General features: G+C 34.8%; 18 protein-coding genes. 11 read left to right on the top strand and 7 right to left on the bottom strand.

Going from position 1 to position 18,337, the window contains the following annotated elements:
- The 3 genes from ACFSJT_RS13130 (at position 1) to ACFSJT_RS13120 (ending at position 1,411) form a co-directional block, all read left to right on the top strand.
- A complete protein-coding gene (locus ACFSJT_RS13130) occupies positions 1 to 459 on the top strand; it encodes an SRPBCC family protein (protein ID WP_378320750.1) in 459 nt (152 codons plus the stop codon).
- Positions 460 to 586: 127 nt separating this feature from the next.
- Positions 587 to 1,141 carry a sigma-70 family RNA polymerase sigma factor gene (locus ACFSJT_RS13125; protein ID WP_378321137.1) on the top strand — a complete coding sequence of 185 codons (555 nt, stop codon included), beginning with the start codon at positions 587 to 589 and terminating at the stop codon, positions 1,139 to 1,141.
- Positions 1,142 to 1,150: 9 nt separating this feature from the next.
- Positions 1,151 to 1,411, top strand: coding sequence for a hypothetical protein (locus tag ACFSJT_RS13120; protein ID WP_378320749.1), 261 nt, complete (start codon positions 1,151 to 1,153; stop codon positions 1,409 to 1,411).
- A 303-nt stretch (positions 1,412 to 1,714) separates the two neighbouring features.
- On the opposite strand, the gene ACFSJT_RS13115 is transcribed toward ACFSJT_RS13120, so the two are convergent.
- Complete coding sequence (locus ACFSJT_RS13115; RefSeq protein ID WP_378320748.1) at positions 1,715 to 2,293, bottom strand: UbiA prenyltransferase family protein; 579 nt, start codon at positions 2,291 to 2,293, stop codon at positions 1,715 to 1,717.
- A 384-nt stretch (positions 2,294 to 2,677) separates the two neighbouring features.
- Between ACFSJT_RS13115 and gcvP the strand changes: the two genes are divergently transcribed.
- From gcvP to ACFSJT_RS13085, 6 genes are all read left to right on the top strand, one after another.
- The gene (gene gcvP, locus ACFSJT_RS13110) at positions 2,678 to 5,533 is read left to right on the top strand and encodes an aminomethyl-transferring glycine dehydrogenase (RefSeq protein ID WP_378320747.1); all 2,856 of its coding nucleotides are present in this window, start codon (positions 2,678 to 2,680) and stop codon (positions 5,531 to 5,533) included.
- 75 nt (positions 5,534 to 5,608) lie between these two features.
- Positions 5,609 to 5,974, top strand: coding sequence for a group III truncated hemoglobin (locus ACFSJT_RS13105; RefSeq protein WP_378320746.1), 366 nt, complete (start codon positions 5,609 to 5,611; stop codon positions 5,972 to 5,974).
- A gap of 120 nt (positions 5,975 to 6,094) precedes the next feature.
- A complete protein-coding gene (locus tag ACFSJT_RS13100) occupies positions 6,095 to 7,153 on the top strand; it encodes a 3-oxoacyl-ACP synthase III family protein (RefSeq protein WP_378320744.1) in 1,059 nt (352 codons plus the stop codon).
- Between the two features lie 249 nt (positions 7,154 to 7,402).
- The gene (locus ACFSJT_RS13095) at positions 7,403 to 7,927 is read left to right on the top strand and encodes a methyltransferase (RefSeq protein WP_378320743.1); all 525 of its coding nucleotides are present in this window, start codon (positions 7,403 to 7,405) and stop codon (positions 7,925 to 7,927) included.
- 106 nt (positions 7,928 to 8,033) lie between these two features.
- Positions 8,034 to 8,408: a four helix bundle protein gene (locus ACFSJT_RS13090; protein WP_378320742.1), complete on the top strand. Its 375-nt coding sequence runs from the start codon at positions 8,034 to 8,036 to the stop codon at positions 8,406 to 8,408.
- A gap of 61 nt (positions 8,409 to 8,469) precedes the next feature.
- Positions 8,470 to 9,318 (top strand): glycosyltransferase family 2 protein, encoded by an 849-nt coding sequence (locus ACFSJT_RS13085; RefSeq protein WP_378320741.1) that lies wholly within the window; start codon positions 8,470 to 8,472, stop codon positions 9,316 to 9,318.
- Here ACFSJT_RS13085 and pafA read toward each other — a convergent pair.
- On the bottom strand, positions 9,310 to 10,950 hold the full coding sequence (gene pafA / locus ACFSJT_RS13080) for an alkaline phosphatase PafA (protein WP_378320740.1): 1,641 nt from the start codon (positions 10,948 to 10,950) through the stop codon (positions 9,310 to 9,312). The genes ACFSJT_RS13085 and pafA overlap by 9 nt on opposite strands.
- Before the next feature lie 113 nt (positions 10,951 to 11,063).
- Between pafA and ACFSJT_RS13075 the strand changes: the two genes are divergently transcribed.
- Positions 11,064 to 11,801 (top strand): MlaE family ABC transporter permease, encoded by a 738-nt coding sequence (locus tag ACFSJT_RS13075; protein ID WP_378320739.1) that lies wholly within the window; start codon positions 11,064 to 11,066, stop codon positions 11,799 to 11,801.
- Positions 11,801 to 12,565 (top strand): ABC transporter ATP-binding protein, encoded by a 765-nt coding sequence (locus ACFSJT_RS13070; protein WP_378320738.1) that lies wholly within the window; start codon positions 11,801 to 11,803, stop codon positions 12,563 to 12,565. Before ACFSJT_RS13075 ends, ACFSJT_RS13070 begins: the two co-directional genes overlap by 1 nt.
- Here the strand turns inward: ACFSJT_RS13070 and ACFSJT_RS13065 are convergent, their stop codons facing one another.
- The 5 genes from ACFSJT_RS13065 to ACFSJT_RS13045 form a co-directional block, all read right to left on the bottom strand.
- The gene (locus tag ACFSJT_RS13065; protein ID WP_378320737.1) at positions 12,566 to 13,888 is read right to left on the bottom strand and encodes a dicarboxylate/amino acid:cation symporter; all 1,323 of its coding nucleotides are present in this window, start codon (positions 13,886 to 13,888) and stop codon (positions 12,566 to 12,568) included.
- Positions 13,889 to 14,252: 364 nt separating this feature from the next.
- Positions 14,253 to 14,849 carry a DinB family protein gene (locus ACFSJT_RS13060; protein ID WP_378320736.1) on the bottom strand — a complete coding sequence of 199 codons (597 nt, stop codon included), beginning with the start codon at positions 14,847 to 14,849 and terminating at the stop codon, positions 14,253 to 14,255.
- A 70-nt stretch (positions 14,850 to 14,919) separates the two neighbouring features.
- The gene (locus tag ACFSJT_RS13055) at positions 14,920 to 16,362 is read right to left on the bottom strand and encodes a DUF389 domain-containing protein (protein WP_378320734.1); all 1,443 of its coding nucleotides are present in this window, start codon (positions 16,360 to 16,362) and stop codon (positions 14,920 to 14,922) included.
- A 5-nt stretch (positions 16,363 to 16,367) separates the two neighbouring features.
- Positions 16,368 to 17,444 carry a mannose-1-phosphate guanylyltransferase gene (locus tag ACFSJT_RS13050; protein WP_378320733.1) on the bottom strand — a complete coding sequence of 359 codons (1,077 nt, stop codon included), beginning with the start codon at positions 17,442 to 17,444 and terminating at the stop codon, positions 16,368 to 16,370.
- Between the two features lie 2 nt (positions 17,445 to 17,446).
- Complete coding sequence (locus ACFSJT_RS13045) at positions 17,447 to 18,043, bottom strand: SprT-like domain-containing protein (RefSeq protein ID WP_378320732.1); 597 nt, start codon at positions 18,041 to 18,043, stop codon at positions 17,447 to 17,449.
- Positions 18,044 to 18,337 lie beyond the last annotated feature (294 nt).

Below are 18,337 nucleotides of genomic sequence, written 5' to 3'. Positions count from 1 at the left end.
ATGATGACAATACAGCTAAAAACCATCATACATGCTTCAATTGAAGATGTATTTAATCTAGCCAGAGATATTGATTTTCACACAGAATCTGCCAAAGAGACAAAAGAAAAAGCTATTGCTGGACGAACTTCTGGATGGATAGCGTTAAATGAAACCGTGACTTGGAAAGGAAAGCATCTTGGGGTATACCTGACACATCAAAGCAAAATTACCTCATTCAAGTTTCCGGAAAGCTTTACAGATGAAATGGTTAAAGGAAACTTTAAATCATTTAAACATCAACATATCTTCAAAACAACTTCTTCTGGAACAGAAATGACAGATGTATTACGATTTCAATCTCCATTTGGTATTTTAGGAAAAATTTTCGACCATCTAGTATTAAAGCAATACCTGACTCAATTTTTGACTTCAAGAAATCTTCACATCAAAAAGTATCTTGAAACGAACATACCCTAAATTGTCTGTTTCTAAAGTATTTCATGTAGGAAACCTAGATTAATTTCTACCTATTATACATTTGTTAAAGCATCCTAAGATTCAACTTTTTATTCTATTTTTGATGAATACAACAATAGAAACAACAATGTCAGCAAATACCATAGATCCCAACGCATGGGTTGATAAGTACAGTGACTACTTATTTAATTATACCATTGTAAGAGTTGATGATAAAGAAATTGCACAGGATCTTGTACAGGAAACCTTCTTTGCCGGCCTTAAATCAATGAAGAATTTTAAAGGAGAAGCGAGTGAACGTACCTGGCTTATTTCAATTCTGAAAAGAAAAATAATTGATCATTATCGTAAAATAAACAGCAATAAAGGTAAGGCCGAGGTAAGAATGAGCTATTCAACAGATACCGAAACTGAAGGTGATTGGTTAGAAGAACGGGTGGCAGATCCTTTTGATAGAAATGCAGAAGGCGATATAGAAAATGAAGAGTTAGGATTGGCCATACATAACTGCATGGGCAAACTACCTGAAAAGCAAGCCACTATTTTTAAAATGAAAACAATTCAAGGTTTTGAGACAGAAGCTATTTGTAATGAATTTGATATAACTGCGTCTAACCTTTGGGTTATTATACACAGAGCGCGAACAGCGATGGCTGAGTGCTTAGAAAAAAATTGGTTTTAGAAGGAAAACATGAGCAATAGTACTAAAAAAGGAATTTTTGTAAGTTGTTCTGATGCAAATCACTTTTGTGATAAAAATCAGTACAAAGAAGCTACTTTTTGGGAGAAAGTAAAATTGAATATACATCTTTTGTATTGTAGAGCTTGTAGAAAATATTCTGCGAATAACACAAAACTAACGAAGCTTGTTAAAGATCCTAAAGTTATTAGTATAAATGAATATGAAAAGAAGGCCATGAAGGAGCGACTAAAACAAAAAATGACTGAATAGGATTAATAATATTACATTTTTATTGCATCCCAAATAAAAAGGAGTACCCAGAATTGTAATGAAAACAGCCAATTCAGTTATTTGTATCCTGCGAAGAGGCAAAACACATCTGTAACAAAAATCAGTATGGCGAGGCTTCACTTATTGAAATAATCAAAGTAAACGTTCGTTTAATCTACTGCAAAATTGCCCGTGCGTACTCAAAAAGAAATACAAAACTTAACAAGACCATAAAAAATCCAATATTCAAACCACAAGCGCTTCTAAAAAAAGAAAGTAATGAAGCAAAGACTTCAAAAAGAGTTAACCAAATGAGTATTCTAACAAAATTATTGTGATCAACCACATTATTGGTACACTTTCTACCCAAAAAGAACAATAATATCTTGATTGTTCCTTTTTTGTTCCCCATAAGAACAATAAACTTATTGTCGACACCGCAATAGTACTTAGAATTTCTGTGGAAGAAAGTACATTCTTAGTTGCTGTTAATAATAAGAATACTACCAATAAAATACTACCAAAAACTTTAGTTCGTGTAACTCCTATTTGCTGCGGAACTGTTTCTAAATCATAAGAATCATATTGAAGATCTCTAATTTCAAAAGGAAGCATCATCACAATGATAAATAAAAATCGTTGAATAGTTTCGATCAGAAAATCAAAATTTAAATTTCCGTCAACATGAACCATGGGTACAAGTACAGTTATTCCGGCCCAAACTACAGCGATGATAAAGATTTTTATTCCCGCTAAACTTCTCAGATTATTTTTATTAGGAAAGACAGGCACCACATACAAAACGGTTAACACTATAAAAGGTATGATATAGAGTAGTGTCTTTAATGATAGCTTAAAAGCGAAATACACAAAGAGAATCATACAAACCCAAGTTAAAAAACGAATACTCTTCATTGACTTGGTTAGTTTTTTATGATATAGTTTAGAGGTATTCGAGTATTTAACAAAATTATACGCAACGATAGTACCTAAAAAACTAATAAAAAGAAAGGTATAGCCATTTGTTACCTCAAACTTTATAAGGGTAACACTTACCAAAGCACAAATTGCTAAAGCCACATGAATACTACTGTTTATATAAAATCTGAATATACTTTTTAGGATTTTCACGGGGTAAATTTGGGGTTATCTGTTAATAACCTTCGAAGTTGGTTAAAAACTTGACATCTTCTCGTTAATTAATTGTGAAATTTTTAAGTATTTAATATGTATTTTTGCAATCTCAATTTCAACTGATTTTTTGCTATGAAAACTGACTCTTTTAAACTGCGTCATATCGGTCCATCTAAAAAGGATCTAAGCAGCATGTTAGGAACCATCAAAGCTGATTCTATTGATCAACTTATCTTTGAAACTGTTCCAAATGATATCTTGTTAAAAAAACCACTTAATCTTGCAACGGCGATGAGTGAGCAAGAATATTCGGCACATATACAGAAACTATCTGCCAAGAATAAAGTGTTTAAGACTTATATTGGTTTGGGATATCATGAAGCCTGCCTGCCTGCGGTGATTCAAAGAAATATTTTAGAAAATCCGGGTTGGTATACAGCGTACACTCCGTATCAAGCCGAAATTGCCCAAGGTCGACTAGAAGCTTTGTTAAATTATCAAACTATGATCTGTGACCTTACCGGCATGGAACTGGCAAATGCATCGCTCCTTGATGAAAGTACAGCAGCAGCAGAGGCAATGACTATGTTATTTGCGGTACGATCAAGAGATCAGAAAAAAAATGAAGTCAATAAATTTTTTGTTTCTGAAGAGATGCTACCTCAAACACTTGATCTATTAAAAACACGAGCAATTCCTCTTGATATTGAACTTGTAGTTGGAGATCACCAAAAGTTTGATTTCTCATCAGAATTTTATGGTGCTATTCTGCAATATCCTGGAAAATCAGGACAAGTATATGATTATGCTGATTTTGTAGAAAAAGCCCATCAAGCAGAAATAAAAGTAGCGGTAGCTGCAGATATACTAAGCTTAGTTTCTCTGAAATCGCCTGGAAGTTTTGATGCCGATGTAGTCGTTGGTACAACACAACGTTTCGGAATACCTCTAGGGTATGGAGGTCCTCATGCAGCATATTTTGCCACTCGAGAAGCTTATAAGAGAAATATACCTGGTAGAATAATCGGCGTTACACAAGACATGAACGGCAATCGAGCCTTAAGAATGGCACTTCAAACCAGGGAGCAGCACATAAAACGAGATAAAGCCACTTCAAATATATGTACGGCACAAGTATTACTTGCTGTCATGGCAGGAATGTATGGTGTTTATCATGGCCCTGAGGGCTTGAAATATATCGCATCAAAAGTGAATGTTTTGGCGTGCACATTATCAGATGCTTTAAAAAATCTTGGATACAAGCAAATCAATTCATCATATTTTGACACCATTAGTATACAAGCTAATACTATCAAAATAAAAGAAGTTGCCGAAGCTCATGAAGTAAACTTCTTTTATCCCGATACAGAAACGGTTTCAATTTCGTTGAACGAAGCAACAACGATCGAAGACCTGAATACTATTGTTGCAATATTTGCTAAAGTTGCCGGAAAAGGAGCTGTTCAAATTAAAGAAATCGTGAATTCTTCTAGTATACCTAAAAATCTAGAACGTACGACAGAATTTCTAACTAATGAGGTATTCAATTCTTATCATTCTGAGACAGAACTTATGCGCTACATCAAAAAACTAGAGCGTAAAGATCTTTCTTTGAATCACTCAATGATTGCACTAGGGTCTTGCACTATGAAACTTAATGCAGCTTCAGAAATGTTACCTCTTAGTGATCCTCAATGGGGCAATATTCATCCATTCGTACCTGTAGATCAGGCTCAGGGATATCACGAGGTATTGAAAACATTAGAAGATCAACTTACGGAAATCACTGGTTTTTCAGGTACATCTTTGCAACCAAATTCTGGTGCACAAGGAGAATTTGCAGGGCTAATGGTAATACGTGCTTATCATGAATCCAGAGGAGATCATCATCGCAATATCTGCCTGATTCCATCATCTGCTCACGGTACTAATCCTGCTTCTGCGGTAATGGCTGGAATGAAAGTAGTCGTTACCAAAGCTACAGAAGAAGGAAATATTGATGTTGAAGATTTAAGAGAAAAAGCAGTTAAACATAAAGATAATCTGGCAGCTTTAATGGTCACCTACCCTTCTACTCATGGGGTATATGAATCAGCTATTAAAGAAATTACACAAATCATCCATGATAATGGCGGACAAGTATATATGGATGGTGCCAATATGAATGCTCAGGTTGGATTAACTAATCCTGGAGCTATTGGAGCAGATGTGTGTCATCTTAATCTACATAAAACATTCGCTATCCCACATGGTGGCGGTGGACCAGGTGTTGGACCCATTTGTGTAGCAAAACAATTAGTGCCTTTCTTGCCGGGTAATCCGATTATCGCTACTGGTGGAGAAAAAGCAATTACAGCGATCTCTGCGGCTCCCTGGGGATCATCACTTGCATGTTTAATATCGTACGGATATATCACTATGCTTGGTGCAAAAGGTCTGAAGGAAGCTACAGAATATGCCATCTTAAATGCTAATTATATTAAAGAACGTTTAGATGGACATTATAATGTACTTTATGTAGGAGAAAGAGGAAGAGCAGCTCACGAAATGATCATCGATTGCAGACCTTTTAAAGAGAATGGTATAGAAGTTACCGATATTGCCAAACGATTAATGGATTATGGTTTCCATGCTCCTACTGTATCGTTTCCCGTAGCTGGAACCATGATGATCGAACCTACAGAAAGCGAAAGCAAAGAAGAGTTAGATAGATTTTGTGATGCTATGATATCGATTCGCCAGGAAATTAAAGAAGTTACCGCAGACAATCCAAATAATGTGTTGAAGAATGCACCGCATACGATGGCGATGCTTACTGCAGATACCTGGGATTTTCCTTACTCAAGAGAGCGGGCGGCATATCCTTTATCCTATATTGTTGAAAACAAATTTTGGCCAACTGTACGCCGTGTAGATGATGCCTACGGAGATAGAAATTTAATTTGTACTTGTGCTCCCATTGAAGAATATATGGAGGCAGAAGCTTAATGTATTAAAAAATAACGTAATAAGAGGTAAGAGGGGTAATCGAAATGTTACCTCTCTTTTTAAAATATACATCCCGTGAAAGATATCACTTCAAGAGAAGACATAGAATTTTTAATGAAGTCTTTCTACAGTGATGCTTTGAAGGATCCTGTAATTGGAGAATTCTTCACAAAAATTGCAAAGTTAGATCTTAATAACCATTTACCACAGATTACAGATCTCTGGGAACTTCAGCTATTTAGAAAAGGAGGATATAAAAATAATGTGCTTCAGATCCATAAAAATTTAAGTGATAAAAAAAGATTTGAGGAAATTCATTTTGAAATCTGGTTATCATTGTTTAACAGAGCAGTGGATAAAAATTTCAAAGGAGAAAAAGCAAATCTTATCAAGACCAGAGCCTTATCTATAGCAACAGTCATGCGATTAAAAGTAAAATAGACTTCAAACCTCAATTTAATACTACTATACGATGCGTTAGGCATCGTAAATTATATTATGCATGCATAATACAAAAGATGTTAAATGTCTATCTTGCATTTCAATCTATAATTTAGTGTGATGAATATTAAAATAACCGGTACGGGAAGCTATATCCCAAATGAAATTCAGAAAAATGAAGATTTTAACAATCATCAATTCTTTAATGAAAACGGATCAAAAATTGAATACTCAAACGATGTAATAATAAATAAATTTAAAAAAATTACAGGTATTGAAGAGCGTAGATATGCTTCAGCTCAACAAAACACTTCAGATTTGGCATTTCTTTCTGCCCAAAAGGCAATCGACAATGCAAATATTGATCCCGAAACACTAGATTATATTATTGTCGCACATAATTTTGGGGATGTAGATATGAATACATCTCAAGCCGACACTGTGCCTAGCCTGGCGGCAAGAGTAAAACATAAGCTAAAAATAGAAAATCCATACTGCGTTGCCTACGACCTACTCTTTGGATGCCCCGGTTGGATCGAAGGGGTAATACACGCTCAATCATTTATCAAAAGTAATATGGCAAAAAGATGTCTAGTAATAGGTGCCGAAACCTTATCGCGGGTTGTAGATAAACACGATAGAGATTCAATGATTTATTCAGATGGTGCAGGAGCCTCAATAATTGAGACTACAAAAGATACCGGAGGCATTATCTCTACCATAAGCGCATCGTATACCCTTGATGAAAGTAACTTTCTGTTCTTTGGTAAAACATATAACAAAGCTTCTAATGATGAGAAAAAATACATTAAAATGCATGGCAGAAAAATATATGAATTTGCTTTAAACTACGTTCCCAAAGCTATGAAAGCTTGTCTAGACAGGACTCGTTTTGATATTTCTGATGTAAAGAAAATCCTGATTCACCAAGCCAATGAAAAAATGGACGAAGCCATTGTAAATAGATTCTATGGTTTATACAATGAAGAAGTACCCGAAGGGATCATGCCAATGAGCATTCAAAAACTAGGAAATAGTAGTGTAGCGACCATTCCAACACTCTATGACCTTATTCTTAAACAAAAAATAGACAATCATCAAATTCACAAAGGTGATATTTTATTGTTTGCTAGTGTTGGAGCAGGGATGAATATTAATGCATTTCTTTATCAATTCTAAGTATTTTACTTAAAGAACTTATCTTGACTTTTTTTATTTCATAAAAAAAGGCCAAAATGTGTTCATATTTCATTACTTTACTTACGTTTATTGGTGCTATGCATTTCAAAAGTGCCTCATCTGAATAGATATTATCTCATTTTCGGTTAAAAATGAAAAATCAAGATAAGTTCAAATTATAACCGTTTCTAAGATTAGTAATCTTGGTAATTTTCTATTTTTACAGCTTTAATTATTCAGCCAGCTATTATGTACGAAGGAAGTTTCCCTCATAAACGTTATCAAAAAACATTAGAATTTCTTAGAGCTCATACTCCTGCACCTGCAGATATTTTGGATTTGGGTGTACGAAATCCTTTTGTAGCATTTATGGAGAAAGAAGGCTATACCGTTTTAAATACTGCTGGTGAAGATCTGGACTTGCATACAGAGGCTGTAAAAAATAGCGATGCCCAAATCGTGACAGCGTTTGAAATTTTTGAACATCTAATAGCTCCTTTTAACGTACTAAAAGATATTAAAGCCAACAAATTAGTAGCTTCAATACCATTAAAATTATGGTTTTCTCCCGCTTATCGAAGTAAAAGCGATCCCTGGGACCGACATTATCACGAGTTTGAGGATTGGCAATTTGATTGGTTGTTAGAAAAGGCTGGTTGGAAAATCAAAGCTAGAGACAAATGGACACACCCTGTTAAAAAGCTAGGATTTAGACCTTTGCTTCGTCTTTTTACACCTAGATATTATATCGTGTATGCAGAGAGAATTAGTTAGTGGTTAGTGGTTAGTGGTTAGTGGTTAGTGGTTAGTGGTTAGTGGTTAGTGGTTAGTGGTTAGTGGTTAGTGGTTAGTGGTTAGTAAAGTAATTTATCTAAAATTGATGCAAGAAATAAAATTTAGCTTTGAAGACTTAATTGTATATCAAAAATCCTTGGACTTTGTAGACTTCGTTTACAATGTCTGTGAATCTTTCCGCAAAGAAGAAATATACAGACTTTCATCGCAATACATTAGAGCAGCTAATTCTATTGCTCTTAATATTTCGGAAGGTTCAGGAAATACTGATGCTCAATTTAACAGATACCTTCAAATCGCCTTAGATTCTACAAGAGAATGTGTGGTTTGCTCAACTATTGCTACTAGAAGAAATTATATTTCAAAAGAAATAGATGACGATGCCAGGGTAAAATTGGCAGAACTTTCAAAAATGATAACTAGCCTACAAAAATATCTTAAAAAGAAAAATACAGAATAGATAAAAAAGTGTTTTAAATTGGCTTGTCAATTTAAGAAACACTAACCTCTAAGTACTAAAATTGAATATTTATATTGTCATACCTGCACATAACGAAGAGTGTTTTATATCCAAAACACTAGATTCGTTAGTTTCACAAACACTTCTTCCTAAAAAAATCGTTGTGGTTAATGATAATTCAACAGACAGTACTGAAAATATCCTCAACGAGTTTACAAAGAACTATAATTTTGTGTCCCAGGTAAATACTGTGTCCTCAAAAGACCATATGCCGGGGAGTAAAGTCATCAATGCTTTTTATCAAGGATTTAAAACTTTGGATACCCACTACGATATTATTTGTAAGTTTGATGCAGATCTTATTTTCCCTTCAAATTACCTAGAGAGAATAGCCTGGCATTTTACACAAGATCCTAGAATAGGAATGGCTGGTGGTTTTTGTTATATCGAAAGTAATGATACATGGGTATTAGAAAATTTAACCAATAAAGATCACATTCGGGGAGCATTAAAAGCCTACCGTGCAGCATGTTTTAAAGATATCAATGGGCTCAAACCCGCCATGGGATGGGATACCATAGATGAGTTACTTGCTCAATATCATCGATGGGAAATCAAAACCGATAAATCGCTTCATGTAAAGCATCTAAAACCAACAGGATACACTTATAATCCGAAAGCCAAATACAACCAAGGCGAAGCCTTCTACCGTATGCGTTATGGTTTTTGGATCACTCTTATTGCGTCATTAAAACTAGCTTTACTCAAAAGAAGATCGCGACTTCTTTTCGATTATCTAATGGGCTTCTTTAAAGCCAAAAAAACAAAACAACCCTTTCTCGTATCAAAAGACGAAGGAAAATTTATTCGTAAACTTAGATGGAGAGGCATCTTTAAAAAATTATTCTAATACAAAAGTCAATACATCTCCCGTTGCTCCATTAGGAAAAGCAATTCCTAACAAAGCAGAGATGGTAGGTGCAATATCTGTAATTTGTGTCTTACGCGTCGTGCTTCCTTTATTTATACCTTGTCCAAAAAATAGCAAAGGTGCATGGGTATCATATGTCAATCCGGTACCATGTGTAGAACCGGTTTTTGAATATGCTATTGTGGCAGGATCTAACACAATAATCACGTCTCCGCTTCTTTTTTGATTATACCCTTTTTGAATTAAAGCGGCAATTCCATTAGTATAATTGGCAGATTCTAATTGTGCTCTGGTAAATACCTTATCCACTTGATCTTCCTGAAGTACAAAATGCGCAATTAATTTCTGCAAATCTTGCGCATTTATTTTATTTTTTTCTAGTATGTTATAATCAAAGAATATCTGATAATTAGAGATATTCTTGATCAAACCATCTATGTTAAATTTGGATTTTACAAAGTTTTCGACCTTAGCTTTAAATGCATTTGCATCATAATAGCCAGCCGGAATCTTCACCGATTTCAAATAAGAGGGTACGTGAACCGCTCCATGATCTGCAGTTAAGAACACTGTATATTGCCCCTCGCCTACTTTCTTATCCAACGCAGTAAATAATCTTTCTAAATCCTTATCTAATCGCAAATAAGTATCCTGAATTTCTTTGGAATTCACTCCAAAATTATGCCCAACATAATCTGTACTAGAAAAACTAACTGTAAGAAAATCTGTGATTTGATCTGCTCCTAATTGTTCACCATCAATGGCGTCTATTGCAAAATCGGCCGTTAAACTATTACCGTATGCAGAAAATTTTATAATATCATATCCCATATTTTGATCTTTTAACTTTGCTAAATCATATGGAAATGTTGCTGTTTCTTTTCCCTTATATCCGCCTTCAAATGTATTTTTATCATCACCACTTTCTGTATATGTATTCATGTCATATAAGGTATTCCAGACTTTGAGATAAGATTTCGCTTTGCCAGATTCATTAAATGTTTTCACCCATTGCGGCAATTCATTCCTATAGTATGTACTGGTAATCCATTTTCCTTCATCCTTTCCCCTAAACCAATATGCCCCATTCGCCGCATGCCCTGCGGGCAGTATCGCCCCTCTATCCTTTATTGCTATTCCTATTGTTTTTCCTTCTAATTGTGTATGTAGTCTATTTTGGTCTGCAACTGTAGTCGTTTTCATACGATGTGGGGACATTCTTTCTAATTCGCTATCAGAACCAACTGCTTTTACTGAAGGGTCCCCAGCACAATACACTTTCTCATCACTGAATTTGTCATACCAATAGTTAGAGATGACACCATGATTTTGAGGTGTAGTCCCTGTATATACCGAGGCATGTCCCGGACCTGTATACGTTGGCACATAATTAAAATGATTATTTTTACAATTGTACCCCTCATTTATCATACGCTTAAAACCACCCTCACCAAAACGATGATAAAAGCGAGTGAGATAATCATATCGCATTTGATCCACTACAATACCAACCACAAGTTTTGGAGCATGATTAATCTTCTTTGCTTTCTGTGCGTTACCATAAATAAACGTTACCAATAACAATACAGTCAAGAATATTTTCTTTGTCATTACTTTTTGAATTTAGATAGCGAAAATAGTATTTATACAAATGTAAAACTTTAATAGAAGGTTAAATGCTGTCCCTGTTTTTTTTTCTATTTTAGCCCTTCTAATTGTAAAGAATGTTTTATCTAGACGATATTGGACGATATTTTTTAATGCTTAAAGGAGTTTTTAGTCGAATGACGAAAGGCTCGGTATTAAGAAACCTCATATTTAAAGAAATAGATGATCTTATTATTGGTTCGCTTGGGATTACGGTTTTTCTAGCCTTCTTTATCGGTGGTGTGGTAGCCATACAAACTGCTTTGAATTTAAATAATCCGATATTACCGAAAAAATTGATTGCTTTTGCCTCCAGACAATCTGTTATTCTTGAATTTGCACCAACTTTTATTTCTGTAATCATGGCTGGTAAGGTAGGATCATTTATAACATCCAGTATTGGTAGTATGCGGGTTACAGAACAAATCGATGCACTGGAAGTAATGGGGATTAACTCTCTTAATTATTTGGTTTTCCCAAAGATTGTGGCCATGTGTATGTATCCTTTTGTCATTGCCATCGCTATGTTTGCTGGTATTCTTGGAGCGTATGTTGCCGGTGTATACGGCGGATTTGTGCCTAGTACTGATTTCATAACAGGTTTGCGAGAGGAATTTGTCCCATATCATCTTACATATGCATTTATAAAAACATTTATTTTTGCATTTTTGTTGGCTACAATTCCTTCTTTTCATGGATTTTACATGAAAGGAGGAGCATTAGAAGTAGGCAAGGCTAGTACATCTGCTTTCGTTTGGACAACAGTGGTCATTATTATTTCGAATTATATACTCACTCAATTATTACTTAGTTAATGATAGAAGTTAAAGATCTACATAAAGGTTTTAATGGAGAAGAGATCCTGAAAGGAATTACCACAACATTTGATCGTGGCAAGACCAATCTTATCATCGGCACCAGTGGTAGTGGTAAAACAGTATTTCTAAAATGCCTACTGGGGCTTTTTACTCCAGAAAAAGGCTCTATCTGTTATGATGGGAACACTTATTCTGAGCTGAGTGAAGAAGAACAAAGGGATCTTAAAGAACAGATGGGAATGGTTTTTCAAGGCAGTGCTTTGTTTGATTCTATGACCGTTGAAGAAAATGTAATGTTCCCCCTCATGATGTTTACAAAGCAGAAGAAGGATGAAATGCTGGATAGAGTTCATGAAGTACTAAATCGTGTAAATCTTGAAAATGCTGAGAAAAAATTACCTTCAGAAATTAGTGGAGGGATGCAAAAACGTGTAGCAATAGCAAGGGCAATTGTGACTCGTCCTAAATACCTCTTTTGTGATGAACCTAACTCTGGTCTTGATCCAAGAACCGCTATAGTAATTGATAACCTTATCAAAGAAATCACTGAGGAATACGATATTACTACGGTAATCAATACCCACGATATGAACTCTGTAATGGAAATTGGAGAGAAAATAGTTTTCCTTAAAAATGGATACTTAGAATGGGAAGGCGATAAAACACAAATATTCAAAACTGATAATAAGGCTGTGACTGATTTTGTATATTCTTCAAATTTATTTAAGAAGGTTCGTGATGCACAATTAAAAGGGTTATAATTACTGATTATTCATATTGTCTTCAGTTTTTCCGAACCATTTATTAAAAACCACACATGCTACCAAATCGCCAGTTACATTTACTGTAGTTCTAAACATTCCCAGAATTCGGTCAATTCCAATGATAACAATAAGACCATCTGTTGGTATCCCTGTACTTTGTAGCACAGATGCCAGAATAACGACTCCACCACCCGGAATCGCTGGAGTACCTATAGAAGCCCCAACTATGGTAATTGTAATTAACAGTAGATTTAATATCGATAACTCAATACCATATGCCTGAGCAATAAACAAAGCCGAAGTACATTGAAAAAGTGCAGTTCCGTCCATATTGATAGACGCCCCAACAGGGATGACGAAATCACTAATATTCGAGGAAACATTTAACCGCTCATCTGCCACTTTCATTGACATGGGCATCACCGCAGCAGAACTAGCAGTAGAAAACGCAAGAAGTTGAGGTTCTCTAGCCGCTTTTAAGAAATGTATGGGGTTCCTTCTACCAATCACCACCAATATCGCCATATAAAAAACCAAAAGTAAAGCTAGTCCTAAAAGCACTACTATCATGTAGTATCCAAGCCCTAGCAATACCTCAACGCCCAAATCGGACAACAACGCAGCAATAAGGCCAAAAACGGCTACAGGCACTAATAACATTGCCCAGGACACTACAATCATACATATTTTTTGAATAGCTTCAATCATCCTTATGATAGGTAACGCAATACTTTCCTCAAGTTGTGTAATGGCAACACCTATTATTATTGTAAAAATGACTACTCCCAACATTTCTCCTAACAATATAGATTCTAAGGGATTATCAGGAATTAGGTTTGAAATCGTCTGAGGTATATTTTGAAAATCCGGCAGGTTTCCATTAGTAACTATTTTTTCTCCTTCAACACCAGGCAGTCCACCGAGTTCGTTTACCAAAACCCCGGGTTTCATGAGTAGGGTTAAAGCTGCTCCAATCATAATTGCGACAGCTGTAGTAAAAACAAAATAAATTAATAACCGCAATCCCATGGTTTTTAATTGCTCTGGATTATTACTTACGATACCCGAAATAATAGAGGCAAATATTAGCGGGATCATTACCATCTGGACCAATCGTAAAAAAACCTTACCAGGAAGATCTAACCAATTCGATAACCAATCACTAAAAGATTCAGCTACGATACCTAAAGACGGGTTTAATATAATACCCACACCAATCCCTAATAAAAGAGCCAAGATTACTTGCAGCCACAATTTCCCTTTGGTAAGTCTCCTTAAATGTGATGTTAAATCATTGAGTGGTGTAATTTCTATCATCATATGTCAACTATCAAATTACAATGTATAGCGAACCTAGATAAAAATTGCATCGAAAACAAGGACGTGGTTGTTAATGGTTTTTTAATTAACATAAACCCTTTATTGATTTATATTAGAACTTGATACATTGTTTTGTTGCAGATTATAATTTTATCGCATTAAATTACAAATCATTAGTAACACATCATATAACAGATTTCTATTGATTTGTAACCAATTGCAAATGCTTTGTAGTCATTAACACCTTTACCCAAACACTTAGAAACTACATCCAACCAGTTGAATATTATTAAAGTAATTGAATGCTTGGACAGACCAACAGAGATTAGATCGATATTGAATCATAGTGGTTTGGCTATGATTTTTAATTGCCTGTTTTACCTATAAATACATTTACTTTTGGATTCACAGGATTACCAGATGATCTTCTAAAAGAGACAACTTGCCCAACATGATAAAGAGCATCAGATATTTGTCCGTTGATCATGTTCCAAAAGGGGAACTCTCTTCGATTTTCTCCAGATTGAAAAATCACTGTGTAGGCAGCTACGTCTTTTGCTGACTTCTCTGAGAGTAATTCACTTACCTTTTTGAAGTTAAATAAGGTTTCTTTTCTAAGTTCCTCAAAATTAGCTTCTGGCTGATTATTAGTTCTAATATTAGGTAAGTTTTGTATAGCATTTAATATTCCTTTTGATAACTGATTGATATGCCTCAAGGTTTGTAACATTGTTCTTCCTTCTTTAGATGGAGCGAATTTTAGATCTCTTGCGCTAAGTCCTTCTGTAGCCCAATAATACCGATATCCTAACCCGTCAATAAATCGTGAAAGAATGTTCCCGGGAGTATACGTTGAAGGATACTCTGGGATTTGCTCGTAGGGAAGTTTCATGACATCTGAATTTTGACTAAAACCAATTTGTGTACAACTAAATAAAACTAAAAGAATTTTACTGTTCATAAGATTTTTCGATTTTAGACCTACACTTTACAGAAACACGTATTTGCATATCTAGTATACGCTTTAGAGGCTACTCAACATATAACGTATCAGCCTTCAACTCTTTAGTAATCCATTCGCGAAGTGCTTTTGTACGTACTGTATTTAAGCTATCAGATACCTGGAATTTCCATTTAGGAAAGATTACTTGTATCGTATCCATTTTTAAGAAATTAGATTGTAAAACCTCACCATACCCTAACGTTTCGAGATCAGGAAAACGTATTTTGGCATCTTTAGAAATATTAAAATAAGGTAATATCTCTACAGACGCTACTTTATTAGCCTCATTTAGACTAGTTTCTAACCCTGCAATTTGGATCTTGAGATCTTCAATTTGATCAAGAAGTTTACCATTTTCTTTTTCAATACGGTCCAGCTCAACAATGGCGCGATCATAAGCCTTAGACACCTGATCTAATCCGCGCGCTTTGTTACCATTTATGGTAAGTTCAAAATCACCTATATGATCGTACTTTTTAATCTCATTTTTAAGATCACTCATTACAGCTTCGGGCATTTCACCATCAAAATATAACTTTATGGTTTTATCATTATAATTATAAAAGTCTTTTCTCAAATACAAGTTTTCATTGCTATTGATATCATTTTCAAGAAAAAGCTTATAATCATGTGCTGCGTTACTTTCTAACAGGGTGGTATAAAATGTATAACTCGCCGGAATCATTACAAGGATTGCTAATAAAGAGGCAAATTGAGCGGTACGTCTTCGCTTTGCAGAATTAGCATATCGTAGCATTGGGAAACGCAATAACTTTGCTACAATAAAAGTTGCTAGGGCGATAAAAATTGCATTTATAGAAAACAGATACAATGCTCCTAATGCATATTTGGGACCTCCTTCTGCGATTCCGTATCCAACGGTACATAACGGTGGCATAAGGGCCGTAGCGATTGCTACTCCGGCAATAGCATTGGGCATGGTTCCTTTTTTAGATTTGGCCACGATAAGTGCCAAACCTCCAAAAATTGCTACAAGCACATCCAGAATGGTTGGTGCCGTTCGGGCCTCTAATTCAGGAGTCAATTCAGTCAAAGGAGAAACCCAGAAATATAAGGTAGCCGCAAGGACACTTAGTCCCACCATCACGCCCAAATTAACCAAAGATCTTCGTAAAGTATCAATATCATTAATTGCAATAGATAGTCCAACTCCCACAATCGGACCCATTAATGGAGAGATTAACATGGCTCCTATAACAACTGCAGTAGAACTCACATTAAGACCAATCGATGCGACAAAAATGGAAAAGATCAAAATCCATGCATTGTGTCCTTTAAAAGGAATATCCTTTTTGACATCTTCAATAGTTTGATCCTTATCAGTTTCTGATTTAATATTTAATAATTCTCCAAGAAATTTAGAAATACTTGCAAAAAGCCCTTTCGCATCTCTTTTTACAGATTCACTTGCTTCATCTTGATGTGACGGTTGATTTGTGTTTTCTTCCATAAGTATTAACCGTATTGTTCTCCGTAGGTGTCTTTTACTTTTTTAAGAACCTGCTTAATGTCCTGCTCTTTCTTTTTAGGATAAATTAAAAGTACATCATCTTTATCAACAATAATATAATTTTCTAATCCATCTACTACAACAATTTTATCATTTGAGGCCATAATCATATTACCTGAAGCTTCTTGTGATAACACACGAGCATTTACTACAGCATTTTTGGCATCATTTTTATCTAATTTATCATATAATGATCCCCAGGTACCTAAATCATTCCAATCAAAAGTAGCAGGTAATACGTAAACATTTTCGGCTTTTTCTAAAATTGCATAATCTATAGAGATATTTTCAGCTTGGGGATAATGAGTACATATAAAATCATTCTCTTGATCAGTATTATATACATCATTACCTTGCTCAAACAAAGAAGTCATTTGTTTTTGAAATTTTTCAAAAGCATTTATGATACTTGTAGCGCTCCAAATAAAAATTCCAGCATTCCAAAGATAATTCCCTTCTTCTAAAAATCTCTTCGCAGTATCATAATCGGGTTTTTCGGTGAATTGAGCTACTTTTTTTATTGCTTTATCTTCTTTTTTATATTGGATATAACCATATCCAGTATTTGGAAATGTAGGTTGAATCCCCAAAGTCATCAAAACATCTTTTTTAGTGCATGAGTCAAAACATTGCTTTAAATTTGACACAAAAGCATCTTCATCTTCTATCCAATGATCACTGGGGGCAACCACCATAACGGCATTGGGATTTTCCTTTTGTATCTTCATTGATGCATATAAAATACATGGGGCCGTATTACGCATTGCAGGTTCTGTAACAACTTGTCGTTGTTCTATCTCTGGTAATTGTTCAAGAACCAAATCATTATACCGCTCATTGGTGAGGATAAATATATTCTGAGATGGGACAATTTTGGACAATCTTGAAAAGGTACGTTGAATTAGCGTCTCTCCGGTTCCTAACATATCGTGAAATTGCTTTGGAAACTCTGTGGTACTTACAGGCCAAAACCTAGATCCTATTCCTCCAGCCATTAATACGGCGTAATAATTTTTATTCATAATTAATGTAATAATTCTACTTCTGCATTAGGATTAAAAAGGTAGATTCTACCTGTACTTATTTCGACACATTCGTATCTTTTTACTTTTTTATTACCTCTCTTAAAGATTCTTCCGTTGTATAATCTAAAAGTACTCCCCAGGGGGATTTCAAAGATATAATTTTTATCACTTTCTGGGTCATATTGTTTTAATGCTAAAGATAATATTTCATCGGTATCACTACTTGCTTTAGGGTTTCTAAAATGATTAGCGATAACCGGTAATAGTTTTGGTGGAAAAACTTCTGGATTAATGTAAGGTAACATCAATTGCTGAAAAACTCGTTTCCATTCTATCCCATGAGGTTTGATGAACCTTCCATATTTCTCAAAAGCTATCAGGTGTGCTATCTCATGAATTAAAGTAATGAGAAAGCGATATCTGTTAAGCGAAGTATTCACAGTGATTTGATGTCTGCCATCTGGCATTTTTCGATAATCACCATGTCTTGTCACTCTATTATTGACTATTTTGAGATGCACATTACATTTGACTATCAAGTCAAATGCCATATCTACTGCTCTTTCTGGGATATATCTGGCAAGTATTTCCTTCACGGGTACAAAATACAAAATTAACCTTATGAGAGTAACATCCGGTTTTATTATTTCGAGATCGATTAAAGTCGTACAAAATGCATGTACGATATTTTTAGATTTTATTCAATTTTTACTTAAAAGATGCCGTCTAAACCAAGGTTACGCTGAATTATAAATCATAATAATTAATTGATACGGTTTTATCATCAAAAAACTACTGTAAAACTTCAAAATTATGTTCTTGACCGATTAAATATTAACATTTATCGAGTATTCATCATATTTAACTTGTTGTTAATCAAATATTAATAT

The sequence above is a fragment of the Aquimarina celericrescens genome (assembly GCF_042682765.1).
GTDB lineage: Bacteria > Bacteroidota > Bacteroidia > Flavobacteriales > Flavobacteriaceae > Aquimarina > Aquimarina celericrescens.
This window is presented reverse-complemented; position numbering and strand designations above follow the sequence as displayed.

Coding starts and splice junctions, on each gene's coding strand:
- ACFSJT_RS13130 (WP_378320750.1), top strand. CDS start 1: ATGATGACAATACAGCTAAAAACCATCATACATGCTTCAATTGAAGAT.
- ACFSJT_RS13125 (WP_378321137.1), top strand. CDS start 587: ATGTCAGCAAATACCATAGATCCCAACGCATGGGTTGATAAGTACAGT.
- ACFSJT_RS13120 (WP_378320749.1), top strand. CDS start 1,151: ATGAGCAATAGTACTAAAAAAGGAATTTTTGTAAGTTGTTCTGATGCA.
- ACFSJT_RS13115 (WP_378320748.1), bottom strand. CDS start 2,293: ATGATTCTCTTTGTGTATTTCGCTTTTAAGCTATCATTAAAGACACTA.
- gcvP (WP_378320747.1), top strand. CDS start 2,678: ATGAAAACTGACTCTTTTAAACTGCGTCATATCGGTCCATCTAAAAAG.
- ACFSJT_RS13100 (WP_378320744.1), top strand. CDS start 6,095: ATGAATATTAAAATAACCGGTACGGGAAGCTATATCCCAAATGAAATT.
- ACFSJT_RS13095 (WP_378320743.1), top strand. CDS start 7,403: ATGTACGAAGGAAGTTTCCCTCATAAACGTTATCAAAAAACATTAGAA.
- ACFSJT_RS13090 (WP_378320742.1), top strand. CDS start 8,034: ATGCAAGAAATAAAATTTAGCTTTGAAGACTTAATTGTATATCAAAAA.
- pafA (WP_378320740.1), bottom strand. CDS start 10,950: ATGACAAAGAAAATATTCTTGACTGTATTGTTATTGGTAACGTTTATT.
- ACFSJT_RS13075 (WP_378320739.1), top strand. CDS start 11,064: ATGTTTTATCTAGACGATATTGGACGATATTTTTTAATGCTTAAAGGA.
- ACFSJT_RS13070 (WP_378320738.1), top strand. CDS start 11,801: ATGATAGAAGTTAAAGATCTACATAAAGGTTTTAATGGAGAAGAGATC.
- ACFSJT_RS13065 (WP_378320737.1), bottom strand. CDS start 13,888: ATGATGATAGAAATTACACCACTCAATGATTTAACATCACATTTAAGG.
- ACFSJT_RS13060 (WP_378320736.1), bottom strand. CDS start 14,849: ATGAACAGTAAAATTCTTTTAGTTTTATTTAGTTGTACACAAATTGGT.
- ACFSJT_RS13055 (WP_378320734.1), bottom strand. CDS start 16,362: ATGGAAGAAAACACAAATCAACCGTCACATCAAGATGAAGCAAGTGAA.
- ACFSJT_RS13050 (WP_378320733.1), bottom strand. CDS start 17,444: ATGAATAAAAATTATTACGCCGTATTAATGGCTGGAGGAATAGGATCT.